This is a genomic window from Paenibacillus sp. BJ-4 (genome assembly GCF_020404765.1).
GTDB lineage: Bacteria > Bacillota > Bacilli > Paenibacillales > Paenibacillaceae > Paenibacillus.
The window spans coordinates 46,970-65,911 of the sequence record NZ_JAIVEM010000165.1; the positions used below are offsets into that span (position 1 = coordinate 46,970).

At 48.0% G+C, this 18,942-nt stretch carries 18 protein-coding genes; 17 read left to right on the forward strand and 1 reads right to left on the reverse strand.

What is annotated here, in order from left to right; genetic code table 11:
- The first annotated feature begins 67 nt into the window (after positions 1 to 67).
- From LCF57_RS24750 to LCF57_RS24760, 3 genes are all read left to right on the forward strand, one after another.
- Positions 68 to 832 (forward strand): GTP cyclohydrolase II, encoded by a 765-nt coding sequence (locus LCF57_RS24750; RefSeq protein WP_007432264.1) that lies wholly within the window; start codon positions 68 to 70, stop codon positions 830 to 832.
- Positions 829 to 1,938 carry a bifunctional diaminohydroxyphosphoribosylaminopyrimidine deaminase/5-amino-6-(5-phosphoribosylamino)uracil reductase RibD gene (gene ribD, locus LCF57_RS24755; RefSeq protein WP_226003036.1) on the forward strand — a complete coding sequence of 370 codons (1,110 nt, stop codon included), beginning with the start codon at positions 829 to 831 and terminating at the stop codon, positions 1,936 to 1,938. The genes LCF57_RS24750 and ribD overlap by 4 nt, the downstream gene beginning before the upstream one ends.
- A 1,354-nt stretch (positions 1,939 to 3,292) precedes the next feature.
- Complete coding sequence (locus tag LCF57_RS24760) at positions 3,293 to 4,411, forward strand: slipin family protein (protein WP_226003037.1); 1,119 nt, start codon at positions 3,293 to 3,295, stop codon at positions 4,409 to 4,411.
- Between the two features lie 78 nt (positions 4,412 to 4,489).
- Here LCF57_RS24760 and LCF57_RS24765 read toward each other — a convergent pair whose 3' ends face one another.
- On the reverse strand, positions 4,490 to 4,903 hold the full coding sequence (locus LCF57_RS24765; RefSeq protein ID WP_226003038.1) for a chemotaxis protein CheW: 414 nt from the start codon (positions 4,901 to 4,903) through the stop codon (positions 4,490 to 4,492).
- Positions 4,904 to 5,124: 221 nt separating this feature from the next.
- Between LCF57_RS24765 and LCF57_RS24770 the strand changes: the two genes are divergently transcribed.
- The 14 genes from LCF57_RS24770 to LCF57_RS24835 all read left to right on the forward strand — a co-directional run bounded on the left by LCF57_RS24770 (position 5,125) and on the right by LCF57_RS24835 (position 18,841).
- Positions 5,125 to 6,060, forward strand: a complete 936-nt coding sequence (locus LCF57_RS24770) for a sugar-binding transcriptional regulator (protein WP_226003039.1) — start codon at positions 5,125 to 5,127, stop codon at positions 6,058 to 6,060.
- 210 nt (positions 6,061 to 6,270) lie between these two features.
- Positions 6,271 to 6,933 carry a deoxyribose-phosphate aldolase gene (gene deoC, locus LCF57_RS24775; protein WP_226003040.1) on the forward strand — a complete coding sequence of 221 codons (663 nt, stop codon included), beginning with the start codon at positions 6,271 to 6,273 and terminating at the stop codon, positions 6,931 to 6,933.
- 31 nt (positions 6,934 to 6,964) lie between these two features.
- Positions 6,965 to 7,360: a cytidine deaminase gene (locus LCF57_RS24780; protein WP_226003041.1), complete on the forward strand. Its 396-nt coding sequence runs from the start codon at positions 6,965 to 6,967 to the stop codon at positions 7,358 to 7,360.
- A gap of 77 nt (positions 7,361 to 7,437) precedes the next feature.
- Complete coding sequence (locus tag LCF57_RS24785; RefSeq protein WP_226003042.1) at positions 7,438 to 8,616, forward strand: NupC/NupG family nucleoside CNT transporter; 1,179 nt, start codon at positions 7,438 to 7,440, stop codon at positions 8,614 to 8,616.
- A 30-nt stretch (positions 8,617 to 8,646) separates the two neighbouring features.
- Positions 8,647 to 9,831, forward strand: a complete 1,185-nt coding sequence (gene deoB / locus LCF57_RS24790; protein WP_226003043.1) for a phosphopentomutase — start codon at positions 8,647 to 8,649, stop codon at positions 9,829 to 9,831.
- 39 nt (positions 9,832 to 9,870) lie between these two features.
- Positions 9,871 to 10,578 carry a purine-nucleoside phosphorylase gene (gene deoD, locus LCF57_RS24795; RefSeq protein ID WP_013373173.1) on the forward strand — a complete coding sequence of 236 codons (708 nt, stop codon included), beginning with the start codon at positions 9,871 to 9,873 and terminating at the stop codon, positions 10,576 to 10,578.
- A 32-nt stretch (positions 10,579 to 10,610) separates the two neighbouring features.
- Positions 10,611 to 11,912 (forward strand): pyrimidine-nucleoside phosphorylase, encoded by a 1,302-nt coding sequence (locus LCF57_RS24800; RefSeq protein ID WP_226003044.1) that lies wholly within the window; start codon positions 10,611 to 10,613, stop codon positions 11,910 to 11,912.
- A 114-nt stretch (positions 11,913 to 12,026) separates the two neighbouring features.
- Positions 12,027 to 12,599 (forward strand): TetR/AcrR family transcriptional regulator, encoded by a 573-nt coding sequence (locus LCF57_RS24805; protein WP_226003045.1) that lies wholly within the window; start codon positions 12,027 to 12,029, stop codon positions 12,597 to 12,599.
- A gap of 291 nt (positions 12,600 to 12,890) precedes the next feature.
- Complete coding sequence (locus tag LCF57_RS24810; protein ID WP_226003046.1) at positions 12,891 to 13,388, forward strand: hypothetical protein; 498 nt, start codon at positions 12,891 to 12,893, stop codon at positions 13,386 to 13,388.
- 121 nt (positions 13,389 to 13,509) lie between these two features.
- Positions 13,510 to 14,193 (forward strand): hypothetical protein, encoded by a 684-nt coding sequence (locus LCF57_RS24815; RefSeq protein ID WP_226003047.1) that lies wholly within the window; start codon positions 13,510 to 13,512, stop codon positions 14,191 to 14,193.
- Positions 14,194 to 14,576: 383 nt separating this feature from the next.
- Positions 14,577 to 15,629, forward strand: coding sequence for a sulfate ABC transporter substrate-binding protein (locus tag LCF57_RS24820; protein WP_318840796.1), 1,053 nt, complete (start codon positions 14,577 to 14,579; stop codon positions 15,627 to 15,629).
- Positions 15,630 to 15,714: 85 nt separating this feature from the next.
- Entirely contained in the window at positions 15,715 to 16,548 is an 834-nt protein-coding gene (gene cysT, locus LCF57_RS24825; protein ID WP_226003048.1) for a sulfate ABC transporter permease subunit CysT, read from the forward strand.
- Positions 16,549 to 16,614: 66 nt separating this feature from the next.
- Positions 16,615 to 17,490 carry a sulfate ABC transporter permease subunit CysW gene (gene cysW / locus LCF57_RS24830; RefSeq protein WP_226003049.1) on the forward strand — a complete coding sequence of 292 codons (876 nt, stop codon included), beginning with the start codon at positions 16,615 to 16,617 and terminating at the stop codon, positions 17,488 to 17,490.
- 220 nt (positions 17,491 to 17,710) lie between these two features.
- On the forward strand, positions 17,711 to 18,841 hold the full coding sequence (locus tag LCF57_RS24835) for an aminotransferase class V-fold PLP-dependent enzyme (RefSeq protein WP_226003050.1): 1,131 nt from the start codon (positions 17,711 to 17,713) through the stop codon (positions 18,839 to 18,841).
- Positions 18,842 to 18,942 lie beyond the last annotated feature (101 nt).

Sequence of the window (18,942 nt, forward strand, 5' to 3'; positions counted from 1 at the left end):
GCGATTAGGCTTTGAATAACCGAGGCTTCCGGATAGATAGAGCTTATATAAAGGATGGTGCAAAGAGATGAACCAAAAAGATGTAGCTACGCTACTTAACGATAAAATTCAAACGATTCGTGGAGAGCAATCTTCGACGATTTTGGTAGGGCCGATCAAGCTGCCAGTTAATTTGGAAGGAGAAACCGTTGTTTTCCAATGGTACTGCTGGTTGCCTGTACGGGATGAGGCAGATCGTCAGGACTTGCTGAACGCAACCGCCGACACGATTGTGAAGCGATTGTCGACACTGAATTTGGCAGAGGGACAACAGTCAAGTGTACTGGTATATGGTGATCTTCAACAGTCGGAAAATGCACTTGTTCGTATGCATAGTATTTGCCATACTGGAGATATTTTTGGTAGCAAGCGTTGTGATTGCGGATTTCAGCTTCACCAATCCATGAAGATGATTGTGGAGCATGGAACAGGTGCATTGTTCTATCTGGCCAATCATGAAGGTCGTGGGATCGGTTTGTTCAGCAAAGCAATGGCATATATTTTGCAGGAAGAAGGCATGGATACTGTCGAAGCCAATCATCAATTGGGCTTTGAAGATGATACCCGCAATTATGTGGATGCCATCAATGTGCTGCGTCACCTGAGACAAAAACCGGTAACATTGATTACAAATAACCCTAAAAAGCTGGATGCCTTGAAGAAATCGGGTATGAATGTGGCGGGTCGTATGCCGCTGTGGGGCGATGTATCGCAATATAACGAACGGTATTTGAATACAAAAGTGGAACGGTCCGGCCATTTGCGGGATTTCGATTTCAGGGAGGTTCTATGACCACTCAGACCATTCACGAAAAATATATGCGCCTGGCGTTGGAAAATGCCAGAAGTGCCAAAGGGCAGACAGAACCGAATCCGCTCGTTGGATCAGTGATTGTTAACAACGGTCGTATTGTTGGGATCGGCGCTCATTTGAAGCCTGGCGAGCCGCATGCGGAGATTCATGCTTTGCGTATGGCGGGTGAACATGCTCGGGGAGCAACGATTTATGTAACGCTGGAGCCGTGCTCCCACCACGGACGGACAGGCCCGTGCGCAGAAGCGATTGTGCAGGCTGGTATTCGCCGTGTGGTGATCGCTGCGCTGGACCCGAACCCGCTTGTTTCAGGCAGAGGGGTACAGATTTTGAAAGATGCGGGCATCGAGGTCATTGTCGGAGTATGTGAGCAGGAATCCATTCGTATGAATGAAGTGTTTAACCAGTATATTGTAAGCAAGCGTCCTTTTATTACGATCAAATCGGCGGTGACGCTGGATGGTAAAATTGCCACCCGAACCTCGGAAAGCAAGTGGATTACGTCCGAGGTGGCACGGGAGGATGTGCATCGTCTTCGTCATGAGCATGTGGGCATCCTGGTCGGTGTGCAGACCGTGATTCACGATAATCCGCAGCTTACGACACGTCTGCCGGAAGGAAGGAATCCGATTCGTATCATTCTGGACAGCACGCTTCGTATTCCATTGGAAGCTCGTGTCATTACAGATGGAGAAGCGCCGACCTGGATATTTACAGGACGTGTTTATGATGAAGGCAAGCGAAGCCAGCTGGAACAGCTGGGTGTAAAGGTATATCCGACACAGGATGAAAACAGCGATTGGGTTAGTCTGCCGCAAATGCTGGATATTTTGGGTGCGGCGGAGGTGTCTTCGGTGTTCGTGGAAGGCGGTGCCGAGGTGAACGCTTCGTTCGTACAGCAAGGACTGGCAAACAAGCTTGTACTGTATATTGCGCCGAAGCTGGTTGGAGGGCGCGCAGCCCCGGGATTTTTGGGAGGGGAAGGCGTGTCCGCGATGAGCGATGCGGTTGGGCTACAAGATTTGAGTGTAACGCAGGTTGGCGTGGACTTGAAAATAGAAGGGTATTTTGAGCCGAAGAAGTGAGTGAAATTGTGGTGAGGGAGGCTCCGCGAAGGTTTTGATCTTACGATCGCTGTTGCCCCTGAATTTTTTGGATTGAATACACCCTTACAGGGTTAAAATTCAGGGGCAAAGGCGAGCGCATACGCTTCTCCAGATTCAACCCCTCCGCTCCGCTGCTGACCGCCACAAAGTAACTCATTTTTCCGAATTGGTGTGGAGCATGATAGAAGGGCAAAAGGACTCAAAGACTTAAAGACTTAAAGACTTAAAACTTATACTTCAAAAGACTGAGGATCTGAAGGGCTAGAAGCCTGGAAGATTCTTTTTTTATATACTAAACGTTTATTAGGGTGAATGGTTAATGGGATGAACAGCTCATAGGGTGAATGTTTTATGGGGTGAAGCCAAAGGAAAGAACGGATATAATTTCCCGGAAAAATGGTGTTCAGGTGCTCTGAGAGGATTTTCGGGCTTTTCATCCTGTTTTTTTTGCTTTTTTTTGGATACTTTCGCCTTTTTTAGTTGAAATATAGAAATGAAAGAATTGACCTAGAAATCAGGATAAAGCACATGAGGTTGAACTATAGGCTAATAACTAGGGCTTGCTGAGAAAAACATTAAAGTTTTGGAAAAAACATCCTAGTGGATCAGGCCCAAGATACGAACGTGACAGGTAGCTATAAAAAGAGTGACACGGAGTGAGCCAAATGAGCTTCTTCCGTGTCTTTTTTGTTTTTGTATAGGGTCGTAATACTTTCGCCATGTTCGTGAATGAGGTTGTGCGTAATAATGATGAAGGCTGACGCAGGAAGATATTACCGAGGCGAGGATTTCAAAGGGTCCCGCAGTGCCTGCCCTTATCGGGTGAGGTATCCTGTAAATCTTGTGTATCCACCAACATTAGGGTTCGATTCCCAATCGCCTTCCACGCGACTCCTGGTAGAGTATTCGAATGGTCGAATAAAAACAATGAAAAGACCCGGATGAGAGCATCCCATTTCTGGTCTCTATGACAGATGCCAGGGGATGGCTATGCGGCCAGCGGATACCGGAGAGAGCAAGCGCCGATAAGGCCCGAGGCTTCGGGGATACGGATTCACAGTCGATGTTGGGCTGATGAATTACATCCTCGAAACACGGAAACAGCGGCAACTTTCTCTTTCCTCAAGCTTGGCCCCGCCGTTCACCCCGAAGGGATGCTCTGCAAGGGTCACTAACCCTGCTACAACAAATAAAAATCAAAAATCCTCATTTTAAAAGTGTGTTGATTTTAAGCGGGCAACAGCGATCGGAAGATCAAATGGATCGCGGAGCCGCCACACGTAGAAAAAAGCACTCTTTTAAGTTGAGGATATTAAATACTAGGAGTGATACCATGTTTAAGAAAATAACGATTAAATCTGATGAACGCGGGCTGCTGTTCAAAAAAGGGAGCTACTACAAGCTGTTGCTGCCAGGGACTTACCTGTTGAAGACATTTCAGCAGGAGGCGGTAGAAATTTTGAATGTAGGTGAACCGTTTTTTGTACCCGGCCATGATATTCGTCTGTTTTTGACAGATCCCCTATTGTTGGAGCAATTGAATGTCGTAGAGGTTGAGGACCATGAATATGTCCTGCATTATGAGGACAATAAATTCGTGGAGCTGCTGACGGCAGGCAAATATGCATTTTGGAACGTGCTCAAGGAGCATCGCTTCGTTCATGCAGATACCCGCCAGCCGGCGATTGATAAGGCATTGGGGCAAGCCTTTTTGTCCAAGACACAAGGCTTCTGGAAGGCACTTCAGGTAGCCAGCTATGAGCTGGGCTTCCTGTATTATGATAACGTCCTGCAAGGCGAGCTGAAGCCGGGCAAGTATTACTTTTGGATGTCGACGATGAACACAGAGATCAAAACGATAGATATGCGCCAGCAGCAGATGGATTTGATGGGACAGGAAATCATGACGGAAGATAAAATTACGCTGCGTCTCAATTTCGTCTGTCAGTACCGTATTCTCGATCCGCTGCGGGCGCTGGAAATTCGGGCATTCGAGGAGCAAATGTATATTATGCTTCAATTGTTGCTACGTGAATACGTTGGCACTATGAAATTGGACGATTTGCTAAAAATGAAGCAGGAAATCGCTCAATATGTCTTGACTCGACTGAATGAGCAGAGCGGCGAATATGGAGTGACCTTTACGTCTGCTGGGGTGAAAGATATTATTTTGCCAGGGGACATCAAGGATATTCTGAATACAGTGCTGCTGGCAGAGAAGAAGGCGCAAGCCAACCTCATCACACGCCGCGAAGAGACGGCCTCTACTCGTAGTTTGCTCAATACGGCCAAGCTGATGGACGAAAATGCCACTCTCTATCGTCTCAAAGAGCTGGAGTTTCTGGAAAAAATCTGCGAGAAGATTGGCACCATTTCGCTGACCGGCGGGAATACGCTGCTGGAGCAGCTGAACACGCTGGTTCACATGAAAGAAGGGCAGGGACTCCAATAATTGAAAATACTCCCGAACGATGAGTGCAAGCTGGCTCAAGGGTTCGGGAGTATTTTACATGAAAGCTTTAAAGCTTTTTTAGTTTGTCTTGGTGGAAGCGAGAAAAGCGTCCATATCCAGCACCGGAATGAGGACACCATGATGCTCCAGCACGGTAGGAAACAGCTCGCGTTGCCACTCTTCCTCATTGCTCTGTAGCTGACTGTCCTCGGCAGAAGCCGTATCCTCCACCTGATCAACGACTAGAGCAATCTTCGCCCGGCTAAGCAAAATCATTTTGTCCTCGGAGGACTCGTTTGAAGCGGGAAGCAGTAGCTTTTTTCGTAAATTAAGGATCGTAAATACGCTGTCACGGATGGTGACCATTCCTTCATGCCATGCCTCGGAAAAGGGAAGTGGTGTCCCTTTCTTGGCATTCATGACTTCTTCTACTTCCAGAAAGTTTAAAGCGAACTTTTTGTCCGCCAGACTGCACACAATAAATTCAGACATAGCCATTCTCCTTACATATTCAGATAAGTCTTCTACAGGTGGTTGTGAAATGACAGTAAAACGGGTTAGCTATTGCGTTTTGGCACATGGAACTATAAAGTTGAGGATGCGGTGAGACTGTTTCAGTTAATCACAGAATATCACAAACAAGCAGTTTAAGTCTTCCAAAAGGGCAACTCAGGTGATGGCACTACATTTTAAGATAAGCGGGTTGAGGTAGAATGGATCATGATAAGCAGCGATTAAGTATCGAGGCAGCCAGGTTATACTATCTGAACGACTATAGCCAGCAGGATATCGCGGTCAGACTCGGGGTTTCGCGTCCTACGGTATCGCGGCTGCTTCAGGCTGCCAAGGAACAGGGATACGTGCGGATCAGTATTGTTGATCCAATGGAGGATATGGATGCGCTTGGAGAGCAGGTCAAAAAGAAATACGGGCTGGATACCGTGCTGGTTTGCTACTCTCCAGTCAATGAATATCAGGAGATTAAGAAGCATATTAGCAAAAAGGCAGCCGATTATTTGCATGAAACAGTGCAAGATGCGGATATTATTGGGGTGACGTGGGGAACGACGATGCATGCAGTGGCACTCCATCTCCAGCAAAAGCAGGTTAAGGGAGTTGAGGTGGTTCAGCTCAAAGGAGGCGTAAGCCATTCGCATGTCAACACATATGCCGTTGAGACGGTGAATTTGTTCGCGGAAGCCTTTCACACGATTGCACGGTATTTGCCGCTTCCTGTGATTTTTGATAGTCATGCCGTTAAGAAAATGGTTGAGCAGGATCGGCACATCCAGCGCATCATTGAACTTGGCAAGCAAGCGAACATTGCCGTGTTTACGGTGGGAACGGTCAAGGAGGATGCGCTGTTGTTCAGACTGGGATATTTTAACCAAGAGGAACAGAAGCTACTGCAAAAAATTGGCAAGGGTGATATTTGCTCACGCTTTTTTGACGATGAGGGCAATATATGCAGTAACGAAATCAACAGCCGTACCGTTGGAATTGATCTGCCAGAATTACGCAAGAAGGAGAAGTCTATTCTGGTAGCAGGCGGACAGCGCAAAGTGGAGGCTATCCGGGCATCATTGCGGGGCAAATATGCGAATATTCTGGTGACGGATCAGTTTACTGCACAAGCTCTTTTACAATAAGCATGTGGCATCACTTCGGCGTAAACATACGGTTTTGGCGTGCGCCTATAGGGTAACGTGAACTGTAGGTGACCGTCCCATGCATAGGCTTGAACATAATTTCAAAATGTGTTTTACATATGTTCAAAGCCATGCTATGATGGTCTCATCACAGAGAAATAAAGGACATTTGTCTTCACACTATTTATCAATTGAAGGAGCGTTCAGAACATGAACATTGCAGCATTAATTGATCATACATTGTTGCGTGCAGATGCAACGAAGGATGAAATTACGAAATTGACCGCTGAGGCGAAGAAATATCAGTTTGCTTCCGTATGTGTGAATCCGGCGTGGGTAGCTTATTCAGCAGAACAACTCGCAGGCACAGGCGTAGCCATCTGTACAGTTATCGGTTTCCCGCTGGGAGCGAGTACGTCGGCAACAAAAGCATTTGAAACGAAGGATGCTATTGCTAACGGTGCGACTGAGGTGGATATGGTTATTAACATTGGCGCCTTGAAGGCACGTGATCTGCAGCTCGTGGAGCAGGATATTCGTGCGGTCGTGGAAGCTGCTGCTGGTACACTGGTAAAAGTCATCATCGAAACCTGCTTGCTGACTGACGAAGAGAAGGTACTTGCATGTGAGATGTCCGTCAAAGCGGGAGCGAATTTTGTGAAAACCTCGACTGGCTTCTCTACAGGTGGAGCTACTGCGGAAGACGTGGCCTTGATGCGCAAAACGGTAGGACCTGAGATTGGTGTTAAAGCTTCTGGCGGCGTACGTAGTCTGGAAGACGTGCAAAAATTAGTAGAAGCAGGCGCAAGTCGGATCGGTGCAAGCTCCGGTGTGAAAATCATCGAGGGCGAGCAGTCTACATCTTCCTACTAAGTTCATTTTAAAGTCATGGAGGGATTCGCGGGTGAAGGATCAATTGATTCATGAAGCGCTTGAGGCGCGTAAACAGGCCTATATTCCGTATTCGAATTTTCAAGTCGGTGCTGCGGTTCTCGGTAGCAATGGCACGATTTATCGTGGATGTAATGTGGAGAATGCCTCCTACGGCTTATGCAATTGTGCAGAACGGACGGCGATTTTTAAAATGGTATCCGAAGGCTGTCGTAAAATTGATGCGATTGCGGTTGTAGCAGACACGGAAGGGCCTGTATCTCCATGCGGGGCCTGTCGTCAGGTCATTTCCGAATTTGCTCATTCAGATACCAAAATATATCTGACAAACCTTCATGGCAACACGGAAGAGTGGACGATGGAAAAACTATTGCCGGGTGCTTTTCGTCCCGCGGATTTGGGGAAATAAAAAAAGAATGCCTCTTTCGGGGGCGCGTTCTTTTTATAGCTAATGTAAGCGCTTAATGTAATGAGGAGGATAATAAAATGAAATATATCATCGCTTTAGTGGGACTGCTCGTTGTATTTGCACTGACTTACATCGCCAGCAGCGACAAGCGCAAAATCAGATATCGTCCGCTGGCGGTTATGGTTGTATTGCAGGCTGCGCTTGCCTTTGTATTGCTCCACACAGGTATTGGCGAATTTCTAGTCAAAGGCTTTGCAGCAGGGTTTAATAGTCTGTTGGGATATGCAACCGAAGGGATTAACTTTGTATTCGGCGGAATTGCGAATGAAGGGGCGGCACCGTTCTTCATTGGTGTGCTGCTGCCGATCGTGTTCATTTCTGCATTGATCGGGATTTTACAATATATAAAAGTGCTGCCTTTTATTATTAAATATATCGGGCTTGTCTTGAGCAAAGTAAACGGAATGGGTAAACTGGAATCCTACAACGCTGTAGCTTCAGCTATCTTGGGTCAATCCGAGGTGTTTATTTCCGTTAAGAAGCAAATTGGTTTACTGCCGAAACATCGACTGTATACGTTGTGTGCATCTGCGATGTCTACCGTATCCATGTCGATTGTGGGGGCTTACATGCAAATGCTGAACCCCAAATATGTGGTTACCGCATTGGTGTTGAACCTGTTCGGCGGCTTTATTATCGCTTCGATTATTAATCCGTACAAGATTGAAAAAGAAGAAGATTTGCTGGAGGTTCAAGAGGAAGAGAAGCAGTCCTTCTTCGAAATGCTCGGGGAGTATATTATGGACGGCTTCAAGGTCGCCATTACCGTAGCAGCGATGCTGATTGGTTTTGTGGCGCTGATTGCCATGGTTAACGGCATTTTCTCCTGGTTGTTCGGAATCAGTTTTCAGGCGTTGCTGGGATATGTGTTTGCACCGTTCGCCTTTGTTATGGGGATTCCGTGGAACGAAGCGGTTCAGGCGGGCAGCATTATGGCTACCAAGCTCGTATCCAACGAATTTGTGGCCATGCTGGATCTGACCAAGCAAACGGGCTTGTCTGAGCGTACAATCGGGATCGTATCCGTATTCCTCGTATCCTTTGCGAACTTCTCATCCATCGGGATCATTTCCGGGGCTGTGAAGGGGCTGCATGAAAAGCAAGGGAATGTGGTGGCCCGCTTTGGTCTGAAGCTGTTGTACGGGGCGACGCTGGTTAGCGTGCTGTCGGCAACGATTGCAGGGTTGTTTTTGTAAGAAAAAACAGCGAGTCAGGAAAGGATTTTTATGATGTCTAAATTTAAACGGATTCACTTGATCGTTTTGGACTCGGTCGGCATCGGCGAAGCACCGGATGCTGCCCAGTTTGATGATTACGATGTAGATACACTCGGTCATATCGCCCGCGAACGTGGGGGGCTGAACATGCCGAATATGGGTAAGCTTGGTCTGTCCAACATTCGTTCCATCGAAGGGATACCAGCGGCCGAAAAGCCGCTCGCATACTACACTAAAATGCAGGAAGCGTCCAATGGCAAGGATACGATGACTGGGCATTGGGAGATCATGGGCTTGAATATTGCGGTTCCGTTCCGCGTATTCCCAGATGGGTTCCCGGATGAGCTGATTCAGCGCATTGAGGAGCATACAGGCCGCAAAGTGATTGGCAACAAGCCTGCCAGCGGAACGGAAATCATTGATGAGCTGGGCGAAGAACATGTGAAAACAGGAGCGCTCATCATTTATACCTCGGCGGATTCGGTGCTGCAAATTGCGGCGCATGAGGAAGTTGTACCTTTGAAGGAGCTCTATGAGATTTGTGAGTTCTGCCGTAAAATCACGCTGGAAGATCCGTACATGCTGGGCCGCATTATTGCACGTCCGTTCGTAGGCGAGCCAGGGAAATTCTCCCGTACCTCCAATCGTCATGATTATGCGCTCAAGCCGTTTGGTCGCACCACGATGAACGAGCTGAAGGATGCAGGTCTGGATGTGATCGCTTTGGGTAAAATCTCCGACATTTATGACGGTGAGGGTGTAACGAAGGCGGTACGCACCGTATCCAATATGGACGGCATGGATAAGCTGGTCACTACGCTGGATGAGGAATTTACCGGATTAAGCTTCTTGAATTTGGTGGACTTTGATGCTGTATACGGTCACCGCCGTGATCCACAGGGATATGGTCAAGCCTTGGACGATTACGATGCACGTTTGCCGGAGGTATTGGCCAAAATGGCGGATGACGATCTGCTGATCATCACTGCGGACCATGGGAATGACCCAACGTATCGGGGAACGGATCATACCCGTGAATATGTGCCATTGTTGATGTATTCCCCACGTTTTGCAGCTGGAGGCAAGGAGCTGGCAGTTCGTAAAACGTTTGCGGATATTGGAGCAACGGTAGCGGATAACTTTGGTGTAAAACTGCCAGAACACGGAACGAGCTTTTTGGCAGAACTTCAGTAACGATATAAGCACGGACAAATGGGACGGAGGAATAGAAAAATGAGTGTACACATTGGAGCTAAGCCAGGAGAGATTGCAGAAACGATTTTGCTGCCAGGAGACCCGTTACGGGCGAAATTTATCGCTGAAACGTATCTGGAGGACGTGACCTGCTACAACGAGGTGCGCGGAATGCTCGGATTTACGGGAACATATCAAGGCAAACGCTTGTCTGTACAGGGAACTGGAATGGGGCTGCCTTCGATCAGTATTTATGTCAATGAGCTGATCAGCGAGTACGGTGTAAAAAACTTGTTCCGTGTAGGTACATGCGGCGGGATGAAGGAGCATGTGCATGTTCGTGACGTTATTTTGGCACAGGCTTCGTGTACGGATTCCGGTATGAACCGTCATATCTTTGGCGGCTACGACTTCTCACCGATTGCCAGCTTCCCTCTTTTGAAGGGCGCTTATGATCGTGGTGTTGCCAAAGGCTTGAACATGCATGTCGGAAACGTATTCAGCTCGGACAGCTTTTATCGTGATGACAAATCAGTGGTGCAAAAGCTGATGGAATACGGCGTGCTGGGTGTCGAAATGGAGACTTCGGCTTTATATACGCTGGCAGCCAAATTTGGCGTCAACGCGCTGACGATTTTGACGGTAAGCGATCATTTGCTGACGGGTGAGGAAACGACCGCGGAAGAACGGCAAACGACCTTTAAAGAAATGATGGAAGTTGCACTGGATACAGCAGTATCCCTGTAAACGATCATACGCACAGTGAGGAGAAATGACATATGAGAATGGTAGACTTGATTGAGAAAAAACGTGATGGAAAAGAACTGAGTACGGAGGAAATTAATTTTATTATCCAAGGCTACACTCAGGGTGAAATTCCTGATTATCAGGTCAGTGCATTGGCGATGTCCATTTTCTTCAAAGATATGACCGAACGGGAACGCGCTGATCTGACCATGGCGATGGTTCATTCAGGTGATACGATTGATCTGTCCGCGATTGAAGGAGTAAAGGTCGATAAGCACTCGACTGGTGGTGTGGGCGATACGACAACGCTGGTACTGGCCCCGCTCGTAGCAGCCTTGGACATTCCGGTGGCGAAAATGTCAGGTCGCGGCCTCGGACATACCGGGGGAACGATTGACAAGCTGGAGGCGATCGCCGGCTTCCACGTAGAAATCAGCAAGGATGAATTCGTGGAGCTGGTGAACCGCAGCAAAATTGCCGTAGTCGGACAAAGCGGCAACCTGACGCCTGCGGACAAAAAGCTGTATGCCTTGCGTGACGTTACAGCAACGGTCAACTCGATTCCGCTGATTGCCAGTTCGATTATGAGTAAAAAAATCGCTGCCGGCTCCGATGCCATCGTACTGGATGTCAAGACAGGAGCAGGCGCGTTTATGAAAACGGTAGACGATGCCAGAAAGCTGGCACATGCGATGGTAAGCATCGGTAACAATGTCGGTCGCAAAACGATGGCGGTTATTTCTGATATGAGCCAACCGCTAGGTCTGGCCATTGGTAACTCGCTGGAAGTCAAAGAAGCGATTGATACACTGCGCGGTGAAGGACCCAAAGATCTGGAAGAGCTGTGTATGGCTTTGGGCAGTCAGATGGTATTTTTGGCCGGGAAAGCAGATTCCCTCGAAAATGCTGAAGAGAAGCTCAAAGAAGTCATTCGCAACGGCAAAGCACTGGAGAAATTCAAGGAGTTTATTGCCAATCAGGGCGGTGACGCTTCTGTAGTGGATCATCCTGAACGCTTGCCGCAGGCACAGTATCTCATAGAAGTACCAGCAAAGCAGGATGGTGTGGTGGCCGAGATTGTGGCGGACGAAATCGGTACGGCTGCGATGCTGCTTGGAGCAGGACGTGCGACCAAAGAATCCGAAATTGATCTGGCTGTCGGCCTGATGCTGAACAAAAAGGTCGGCGATGCTGTTAAAAAAGGCGATTCGCTGGTTACTATCCATGCGAACCGTGAAGACGTAGCCCAGGTGCTGGAGAAAATCTACGCGAACATCCGTATTGCGGATCACGCGGAAGCGCCAGTGCTGATCTACGGAACGGTAACAGAATAAGCACCAGGTAGGCCAAGTCCATCCAAGATTTGATTGAACAGGTGATAGAGTCGGGACCCCTAATTCAGGGGAGTTCCGGCTTTTTTCATTTTTAGGGCGAAAAGGAGGGACGACATGACACTATTAAAAATCAAAACAGCTGGTTTGCATCAATTTGCGAGAAAGGGATACGATGCCGCTTCTCTGCAATTGATTGCTGATGAGGTAGGGATAAAGAAGCAGTCTATTTACAACCATTTTAAAAGCAAAGATGATTTGTTTTTGGATATATTTTCTGATGCGGTGAAGCAGGAAATTCTAGAGTTGGATCGTTATTTTCATGAGCAATCTGAGCAGCCGCTTGAAGCTGTTCTACGAGGGCTCATCACCGAATTCAAGGATCGTTATGAGAGCGCCATGAATTTGCGTTTGATTTTGTATGTCGGCTTTTTGATACCGTCCGATCTGGAGGGCCAAATTCAGGCCATGGTTATACGCTATGTCCAGCATAAGACGAATTTGGTGTATGAGCGGATCGCAGCCGAAACGTCGGTAAAGCTGCGTGTGCCAGCCCGGTCTGCCGCAACAGCTTATATGAATTTAATTGAAGGCATGCTGGTAGAGCTTGTGTATAACGGAACCGCCGATTTTGATCCGCGTCTGGAAAGCTCTTGGGATATTTACTGGCATGGACTAATTCAGAATTGAGTAAATGAAAGCAGGCATGGGCTATTAGTGTAGTAGGAGAGCATGAACGGGAGGATGCTGCAGGTTCATTTTACAACTTCTTGCGGCCTATCTCATGATTTTGTGATTTACAGTGTATTGGATAAGAAGAAGTCTCGTAACACGCTGCACATATAAGCCTTCTTAGGTTATTAGGTTATTAGAGGAATATGAGAGTAAGCTGGGTGGATGCTTTTGATCCGGTTTGAAAAATATGACAGCTGGACTCATAATAGATATGAGTTCGGCTTTTTTTGTGAAGGAGGACATAAAATGGTGGAGAAATGGGTTTGGATGGGCGTTGCGGGGGTGATCGTAGGCTATGCCACTTTTGCCAGTTACCATACCACGAATACTACATCAACATCAACGTCGAGTGTGACACACCCGGCAGCACCGCTTAACGCGCAGAGTGAGCAGGGAGGCGCAGCCAAGCGTATCGTACATGATCAAAGAATATATTTTGAAGGAAAAGGCGAAACGAGCTTTACATTTGAAGAGGGGCGCAAGCTGTACATCAGCATCAAAAATACAGGAAAGCAACCCGTACAATACAAGCTCAACAGTTCGAATGGATCAGACTTGGAAGGTACAACGAGCGGATTTACTAGACGAACGTTGCAGCCGGGAGAACGTCATGATCTGTTGTTTGTAAAGCCGGAGGAGCAGACAGAAGCGGGAAACGGCTCCTCGAATAAGTTGATCTTGAACGTAAGCACAGACGATGGATCGCAAGGAACCGTTAAAACCTTCGCATATATTACGCTGTAAGCTCCTTCCAAAATGGGCATGACATGCGGTCATTAGCCTACTATGTTACAATAGAACGGTTGAAGACTTAATGAACAGAATAGGTCAGAGCAGAAAGCAGAAGCAGAAAGGATGACCCGTTGTGCCCAAAAATCATGAATTCGGTAATCAAAAGCTGTCACGTAGGCTGTCGCTCACAGCCATTTTACTTACACTTACATTTGTAGCTCTTGCTGGCTGCGGCCAGGATAAGAATGCTGAAACCAGCAATACCGGAAGCAGTACAAGCGTGATGGAGAACGGAGCCGATGCGAATCGTAGCGGTTCAGCCCAAAATGACAAAGCAACCAAAGAGAGTGGGAATGCAGAAAACAGAAGCAATGACGCGCAAAAGTCCACTCCTTCGGTCCCGGCTACTTCATCGGATGCAGCTTCTTCCCTGACACCCTCCAATCCATCTCAAAATCCTTTTGAGGTAGCAGGCATTCAAGACCCTAAGGCGTTTTTAAACACGTTCAAAGCGTTACAGAAGGCTGTTGCTGACAATGACAAAGAGAAGGTAGCCAATTATATTTTTTACCCTCTGCGTGTCAATGATAGCGAGAAATCGCTAACAATTCCGAATAAGAAAGATTTTATTGCCAAGTATGATCAAATTTTTACGGATGCGATTCGTGAGGCGTTGGTGAATCAAAAGACGGATGATTTGTTTGTCAATTACCAAGGAGTTATGGTTGGCTCGGGTGAACTGTGGTTAAGAAGAGGCACGGACAATCCGAAGCTTTTTGGAGTCTTTTCGATTAATCTTGAAACCGTGGCCAACTAAGCAATACTCCGCGTGTGAAAATAACCCCTAAGCAGTCGGAAACATACTTTCATGTTTCTGGCTGTCCTCCCTTTGAAGCAAGCAAAGCACAGATAGCCCATGCCAAAAAAAAGTTTGACATTGTTCATAAACACTCGTATTATATTCGTATAACTCATTAAACAGGTAGGAATTAAAGATTTAAAGTATTAAAGTATGGTCATTATGATCACGCCATTGTGGCGGAGAACCTCTAGGAACAGCAGGCAGACACTGTCCACGCGACAGGTTTGACCTATCAGGGCTGCATCAGGGAATTCTCCGCTATTTTTCTGAATAGGTCTGTAAATAACAGGCGTAAATGAATGTGTTTTCACAAAATACATAGAATTAGGGGTGTCTTGATGAAGAGGAAATGGAAAAGTGGACTTATTCTCGGACTATCTTTGGTTTTAACGATTATGCTAAGTGCTTGTGGTGCAAGCAAGAAAGAGAATGGTAGCTCAGCTGCCGGTTCCAAGGATGTAGAGCTGCTTAACGTTTCTTATGATCCTACCCGTGAGCTGTATGAGGCATATAATAAAGCGTTTGCCGCGCATTGGGAGAAGGAGAAAGGGCAGAAGGTGACGATCAAGCAGTCCCATGGAGGATCTGGCAAGCAAAGTCGCTCTGTGCAGGACGGACTGGATGCGGATGTGGTCACTCTGGCCCTGGGCTATGATATTGATGCGCTACAGGAAAAAGGGCTTATTAAAGAGGGATGGCAAAATAAATATGAGCATAACAGCTCTCCATACACTTCAACCATCGTGCTGTTAGTGCGCAAAGGCAATCCGAAAGGGATCAAGGACTGGGATGATTTAACCCGTGGTGATGTGCAGGTCATTACACCAAATCCTAAAACTTCGGGTGGAGCCCGTTGGAACTATCTTGCGGCTTGGGCCTATGCGCTCAAGAAAAACAATAACGATGAAGCAAAAGCTCAGCAGTTTGTACAGGAGCTATACAAGCACGTGCCGGTACTGGATAGCGGAGCGCGCGGGGCGACTACGACCTTTGTGGAGCGTGGAATTGGCGATGTGCTGATTGCTTGGGAAAATGAAGCATTGCTCTCTGTAAAGGAGCTGGGTACGGATAAGTTTGATATCGTGTACCCGTCGATCAGTATTTTGGCTGAGCCTCCGGTGGCGATCGTCGATAAGGTTGTAGATAAAAAAGGCACACGTGAGGTGGCGGACGCGTACCTAAAATATTTGTACAGTGAAGAAGGGCAGACCATTGCAGCCGAGAACTATTACCGTCCAACGCTGGATAGCGTAAAGGCGAAATTCAAGGATGAATTTCCGGATCTGGAGCTCGTAACCTTGAAGGATGTTTTCGGAACGTGGAAGGAAACGCAGCAGAAGCACTTTAGTGATAAGGGTATTTTTGACCAGATTTATGTACCCGGCAGTTGATGAACAAGTCGTCTGTCAAGTCGGATAGTATCGGTAATACGCAAGCGTTTAGAGTGAAAGGATTTCAGAGAGGGATGGACAGAACATGAGTCAAGTGCAAGCCACCCGAAAACGCGTACTTCCCGGATTCGGGTTAACGATGGGTTATAGCGTGCTGTACCTCAGTTTGGTGGTGCTGCTGCCTTTATCGGCACTGCTCCTGAACTCGACCGGACTGACGTGGGACAAATTTTGGGATGTGGCAACGGATGTGAGGGTGCTGGCTTCCTACAAGGTGAGCTTCTTGTGTGCCGCGACTGCGGCTTTGATCGACCTGTTCCTCGGTTTACTGATAGCCTGGGTATTGGTACGGTATGAGTTTCCGGGGAAACGGATTTTTGATGCGGTCATTGATCTGCCCTTTGCTTTGCCTACCGCGGTTGCGGGTGTTGCTTTGACCGCCCTATATGCGCCAAATGGTTGGATCGGTTCGCTGTTCGAACCGTTGGGCTGGAAGATGGCGTATTCACAGACAGGCATTACACTTGCGCTGATGTTTATCGGCATCCCGTTTGTCGTGCGGACGGTGCAGCCAGTACTGGAGGAGATGGACAAGGACGAGGAGGAGGTCGCTGCGACGCTGGGAGCGGGCAGATGGCGTACCTTCCGCAGTGTGATTTTGCCGGAGTTGATTCCGCCGCTGCTGACGGGCTTTGCACTTGCGTTTGCCCGGGGCATTGGCGAGTACGGCTCTGTCGTCTTCATCTCCGGCAATATGCCGATGAAAACCGAGATTGCTCCGCTGCTCATTATGTCCAAGCTGGAGCAAAATGACTATGCAGGAGCAACGGCGGTAGCGATGATGCTGCTGGTAATTTCGTTCTTGCTGTTATTTGTGATTAACAGCATTCAACGCTGGTCACGGCGGCGTACTATTTAATTTAACATAACCATCTAATCTAAGGTAGGGCAGCGGTACAGCCGCGTTCTAAGGGGGGACATGATCATGTCACAAGCGATAACTGGGCAGGAGCTTGCTCATGCACCAGTGCCTTCATCCGCACCACCCCACAGGGTCACAAGCGAGGCACCTTGGGTGAAGTGGACGCTGATAGGTGCTGCTTTTCTGGCTTTGCTATGGGTGCTGGTATTGCCGCTGATCGTCGTGCTTACCGAAGCACTCAAGCAGGGCTGGAGCGTATACATCGAAGCATTGCAGGACCCGGACGCGATGTCTGCGTTGCAGCTGACGCTGCTGGTGGCAGCCATAACGGTGCCGCTGAATACGGTATTTGGCGTAGCCGCCGCTTGGCTGATCACAAAATTTCAATTTCGCGGCAAAGGCTTGCTGGTCACCTTGATTGATTTACCCTTCGCCATTTCACCTGTCGTCGGCGGACTGATGTATGTATTGGTGTTTGGCGCACAAGGCTGGCTTGGGCCGTGGCTGGATGAGCATGATATTAAAATAATATTTGCCTTGCCGGGCATTATTTTGGCGACGCTGTTCATCACCTTTCCTTTTGTGGCGCGCGAACTCATTCCCATGATGGAGGATCAGGGACAGCAGGAGGAAGAAGCGGCTGTCATGCTGGGCGCGCGCGGCTGGCGCATATTTTGGAAGGTGACGCTGCCGAATATCAAATGGGGTTTGCTGTACGGCATCATTTTATGTAATGCGAGAGCGATGGGGGAGTTCGGCGCGGTGTCTGTTGTCTCAGGGCATATCCGGGGAGAAACGAACACACTGCCGCTGCATGTGGAGATTTTGTATAATGAATATCAATTTTCGGCATCCTTTGCCGTGGCTTCGTTGCTGCTGCTCCTGGCTCTCGCTACCTTGATGCTTAAAAGCTGGTTTGGGCGCAAACGCGGGCATTAATTTTGGTCCTGTGCTCTTTCAGCGGGCTTATTGCATGATTGTACTTTAGGATAAATGTAGCAAACGAATGTGCTTGAGCCTATAGGGCCTCTCTTTGTGTCTATCGTCTTATTACCGACGAGAAGATGGGAAGGGAGGCTCTTGTTCTAAGGCGGCTTCTATGGATAATAAAATGATCATATCAAGGCACGTTGCTGTGCCCAGGAGGAGCGAAGGGAATATGAAACATCCGTTTCAGTCCTACCGTCAGCTGTTTCCGGTGCTGTCCTCACATATCCATCTAGGGAGCTGTTCCCAAGGGGCTGTATCGAGGCAGGTTTCTGCTGCAATTGAGGAGTACCATCGAAGCTTGCTGCAATATGGCCATAACAGCGAACTGTCTATGGCGCGCTTGGAGGAAGCCAGAGCGCATTTTGCCAAGCTAATCGGGGCGGAGCCTGACGAAATTGCAGTGCTGTCCTCAGTCTCTGAGGCGATTGCCGGGGTGGCGACTGCACTTCCTTATGTACCGGGAAAAGAAGGCACTGTATATGCGGACACCGACTTTCCGACGGTGGGACACATTTGGCAAGCACAGGAGTTGTTCCGTGATCACATCCGTTGTATCCCTTCCATCGAAGGAGAGGTTACGATAGAGCAGTATAAGGAGCATATTACGGAAAAAACTGCACTCGTTATAGCATCCCATGTGAACTACACCAATGGATTTCAGCAGGATCTAAAATCCATTGCAGCTATAGCTCACCAGAATCAGGCGCTGCTGTTTGTGGATGCCTATCAGTCTGCAGGAATGATTCCAGTGGATGTAAAAGCAATGGGCATAGATATTTTGGTCGCGGGAGCACGCAAATATATGCTGGGGATTCCGGGAGTGGCTTTTCTTTATGTAAGCAAGGATCGGATAGACCGCTTCAAGCCCCGTCTTACAGGCTGGCTTGGGCAGGAGCCCGCTTCTCGGTTTGATATTGCTCACCCGGTTCCGGCGGTGGGAACCCGACGCTTTGAGTCGGGATTGCCTTCGTTCATCAGCATTTTTGCCGCGAATGCGGCCTTAAAGCTGCTGCTGGAGATCGGGGTCACAAACATTCAGGCATATATGAGTGAATTGTTGGAGTTTTCCATTGAATATGGACGTCGCAAAGGACTAAACATACGTATGCCTGATGGTAAAGATGCAGTGCCGAGCCTGGTCGCTGTTGAAGCAGCTGATGCGTCGGCTGTAGAGAGGCATTTGAAGAGTCAAAATATTATCGTTTCGGCACGAAAGGATGTCATTCGTGTAGCTCCGCATTTTTACAATACAGCTGAGGAGATTAGGCGGACGATGGATGAGCTGGCGAGGATTTATTGAATAGGAAAAGCCTCTTCTGCGTGAATGGGAGTGTGACACTTCCCTTTTACACACGAGAGGCTTTTTTGGGCTTCTAGCTTATAAAGCGATATAAATAAAAG

Excerpts from the sequence above, each read along its gene's own strand:
- LCF57_RS24800 (WP_226003044.1), top strand. The coding sequence starts at position 10,611 with ATGAGAATGGTAGACTTGATTGAGAAAAAACGTGATGGAAAAGAACTG.
- LCF57_RS24810 (WP_226003046.1), top strand. The coding sequence starts at position 12,891 with ATGGTGGAGAAATGGGTTTGGATGGGCGTTGCGGGGGTGATCGTAGGC.
- cysT (WP_226003048.1), top strand. The coding sequence starts at position 15,715 with ATGAGTCAAGTGCAAGCCACCCGAAAACGCGTACTTCCCGGATTCGGG.
- LCF57_RS24805 (WP_226003045.1), top strand. The coding sequence starts at position 12,027 with ATGACACTATTAAAAATCAAAACAGCTGGTTTGCATCAATTTGCGAGA.
- LCF57_RS24770 (WP_226003039.1), top strand. The coding sequence starts at position 5,125 with ATGGATCATGATAAGCAGCGATTAAGTATCGAGGCAGCCAGGTTATAC.
- LCF57_RS24760 (WP_226003037.1), top strand. The coding sequence starts at position 3,293 with ATGTTTAAGAAAATAACGATTAAATCTGATGAACGCGGGCTGCTGTTC.
- cysW (WP_226003049.1), top strand. The coding sequence starts at position 16,615 with ATGTCACAAGCGATAACTGGGCAGGAGCTTGCTCATGCACCAGTGCCT.
- ribD (WP_226003036.1), top strand. The coding sequence starts at position 829 with ATGACCACTCAGACCATTCACGAAAAATATATGCGCCTGGCGTTGGAA.
- LCF57_RS24765 (WP_226003038.1), bottom strand. The coding sequence starts at position 4,903 with ATGTCTGAATTTATTGTGTGCAGTCTGGCGGACAAAAAGTTCGCTTTA.
- LCF57_RS24785 (WP_226003042.1), top strand. The coding sequence starts at position 7,438 with ATGAAATATATCATCGCTTTAGTGGGACTGCTCGTTGTATTTGCACTG.
- LCF57_RS24820 (WP_318840796.1), top strand. The coding sequence starts at position 14,577 with ATGAAGAGGAAATGGAAAAGTGGACTTATTCTCGGACTATCTTTGGTT.
- LCF57_RS24835 (WP_226003050.1), top strand. The coding sequence starts at position 17,711 with ATGAAACATCCGTTTCAGTCCTACCGTCAGCTGTTTCCGGTGCTGTCC.
- LCF57_RS24750 (WP_007432264.1), top strand. The coding sequence starts at position 68 with ATGAACCAAAAAGATGTAGCTACGCTACTTAACGATAAAATTCAAACG.
- deoC (WP_226003040.1), top strand. The coding sequence starts at position 6,271 with ATGAACATTGCAGCATTAATTGATCATACATTGTTGCGTGCAGATGCA.
- deoB (WP_226003043.1), top strand. The coding sequence starts at position 8,647 with ATGATGTCTAAATTTAAACGGATTCACTTGATCGTTTTGGACTCGGTC.
- deoD (WP_013373173.1), top strand. The coding sequence starts at position 9,871 with ATGAGTGTACACATTGGAGCTAAGCCAGGAGAGATTGCAGAAACGATT.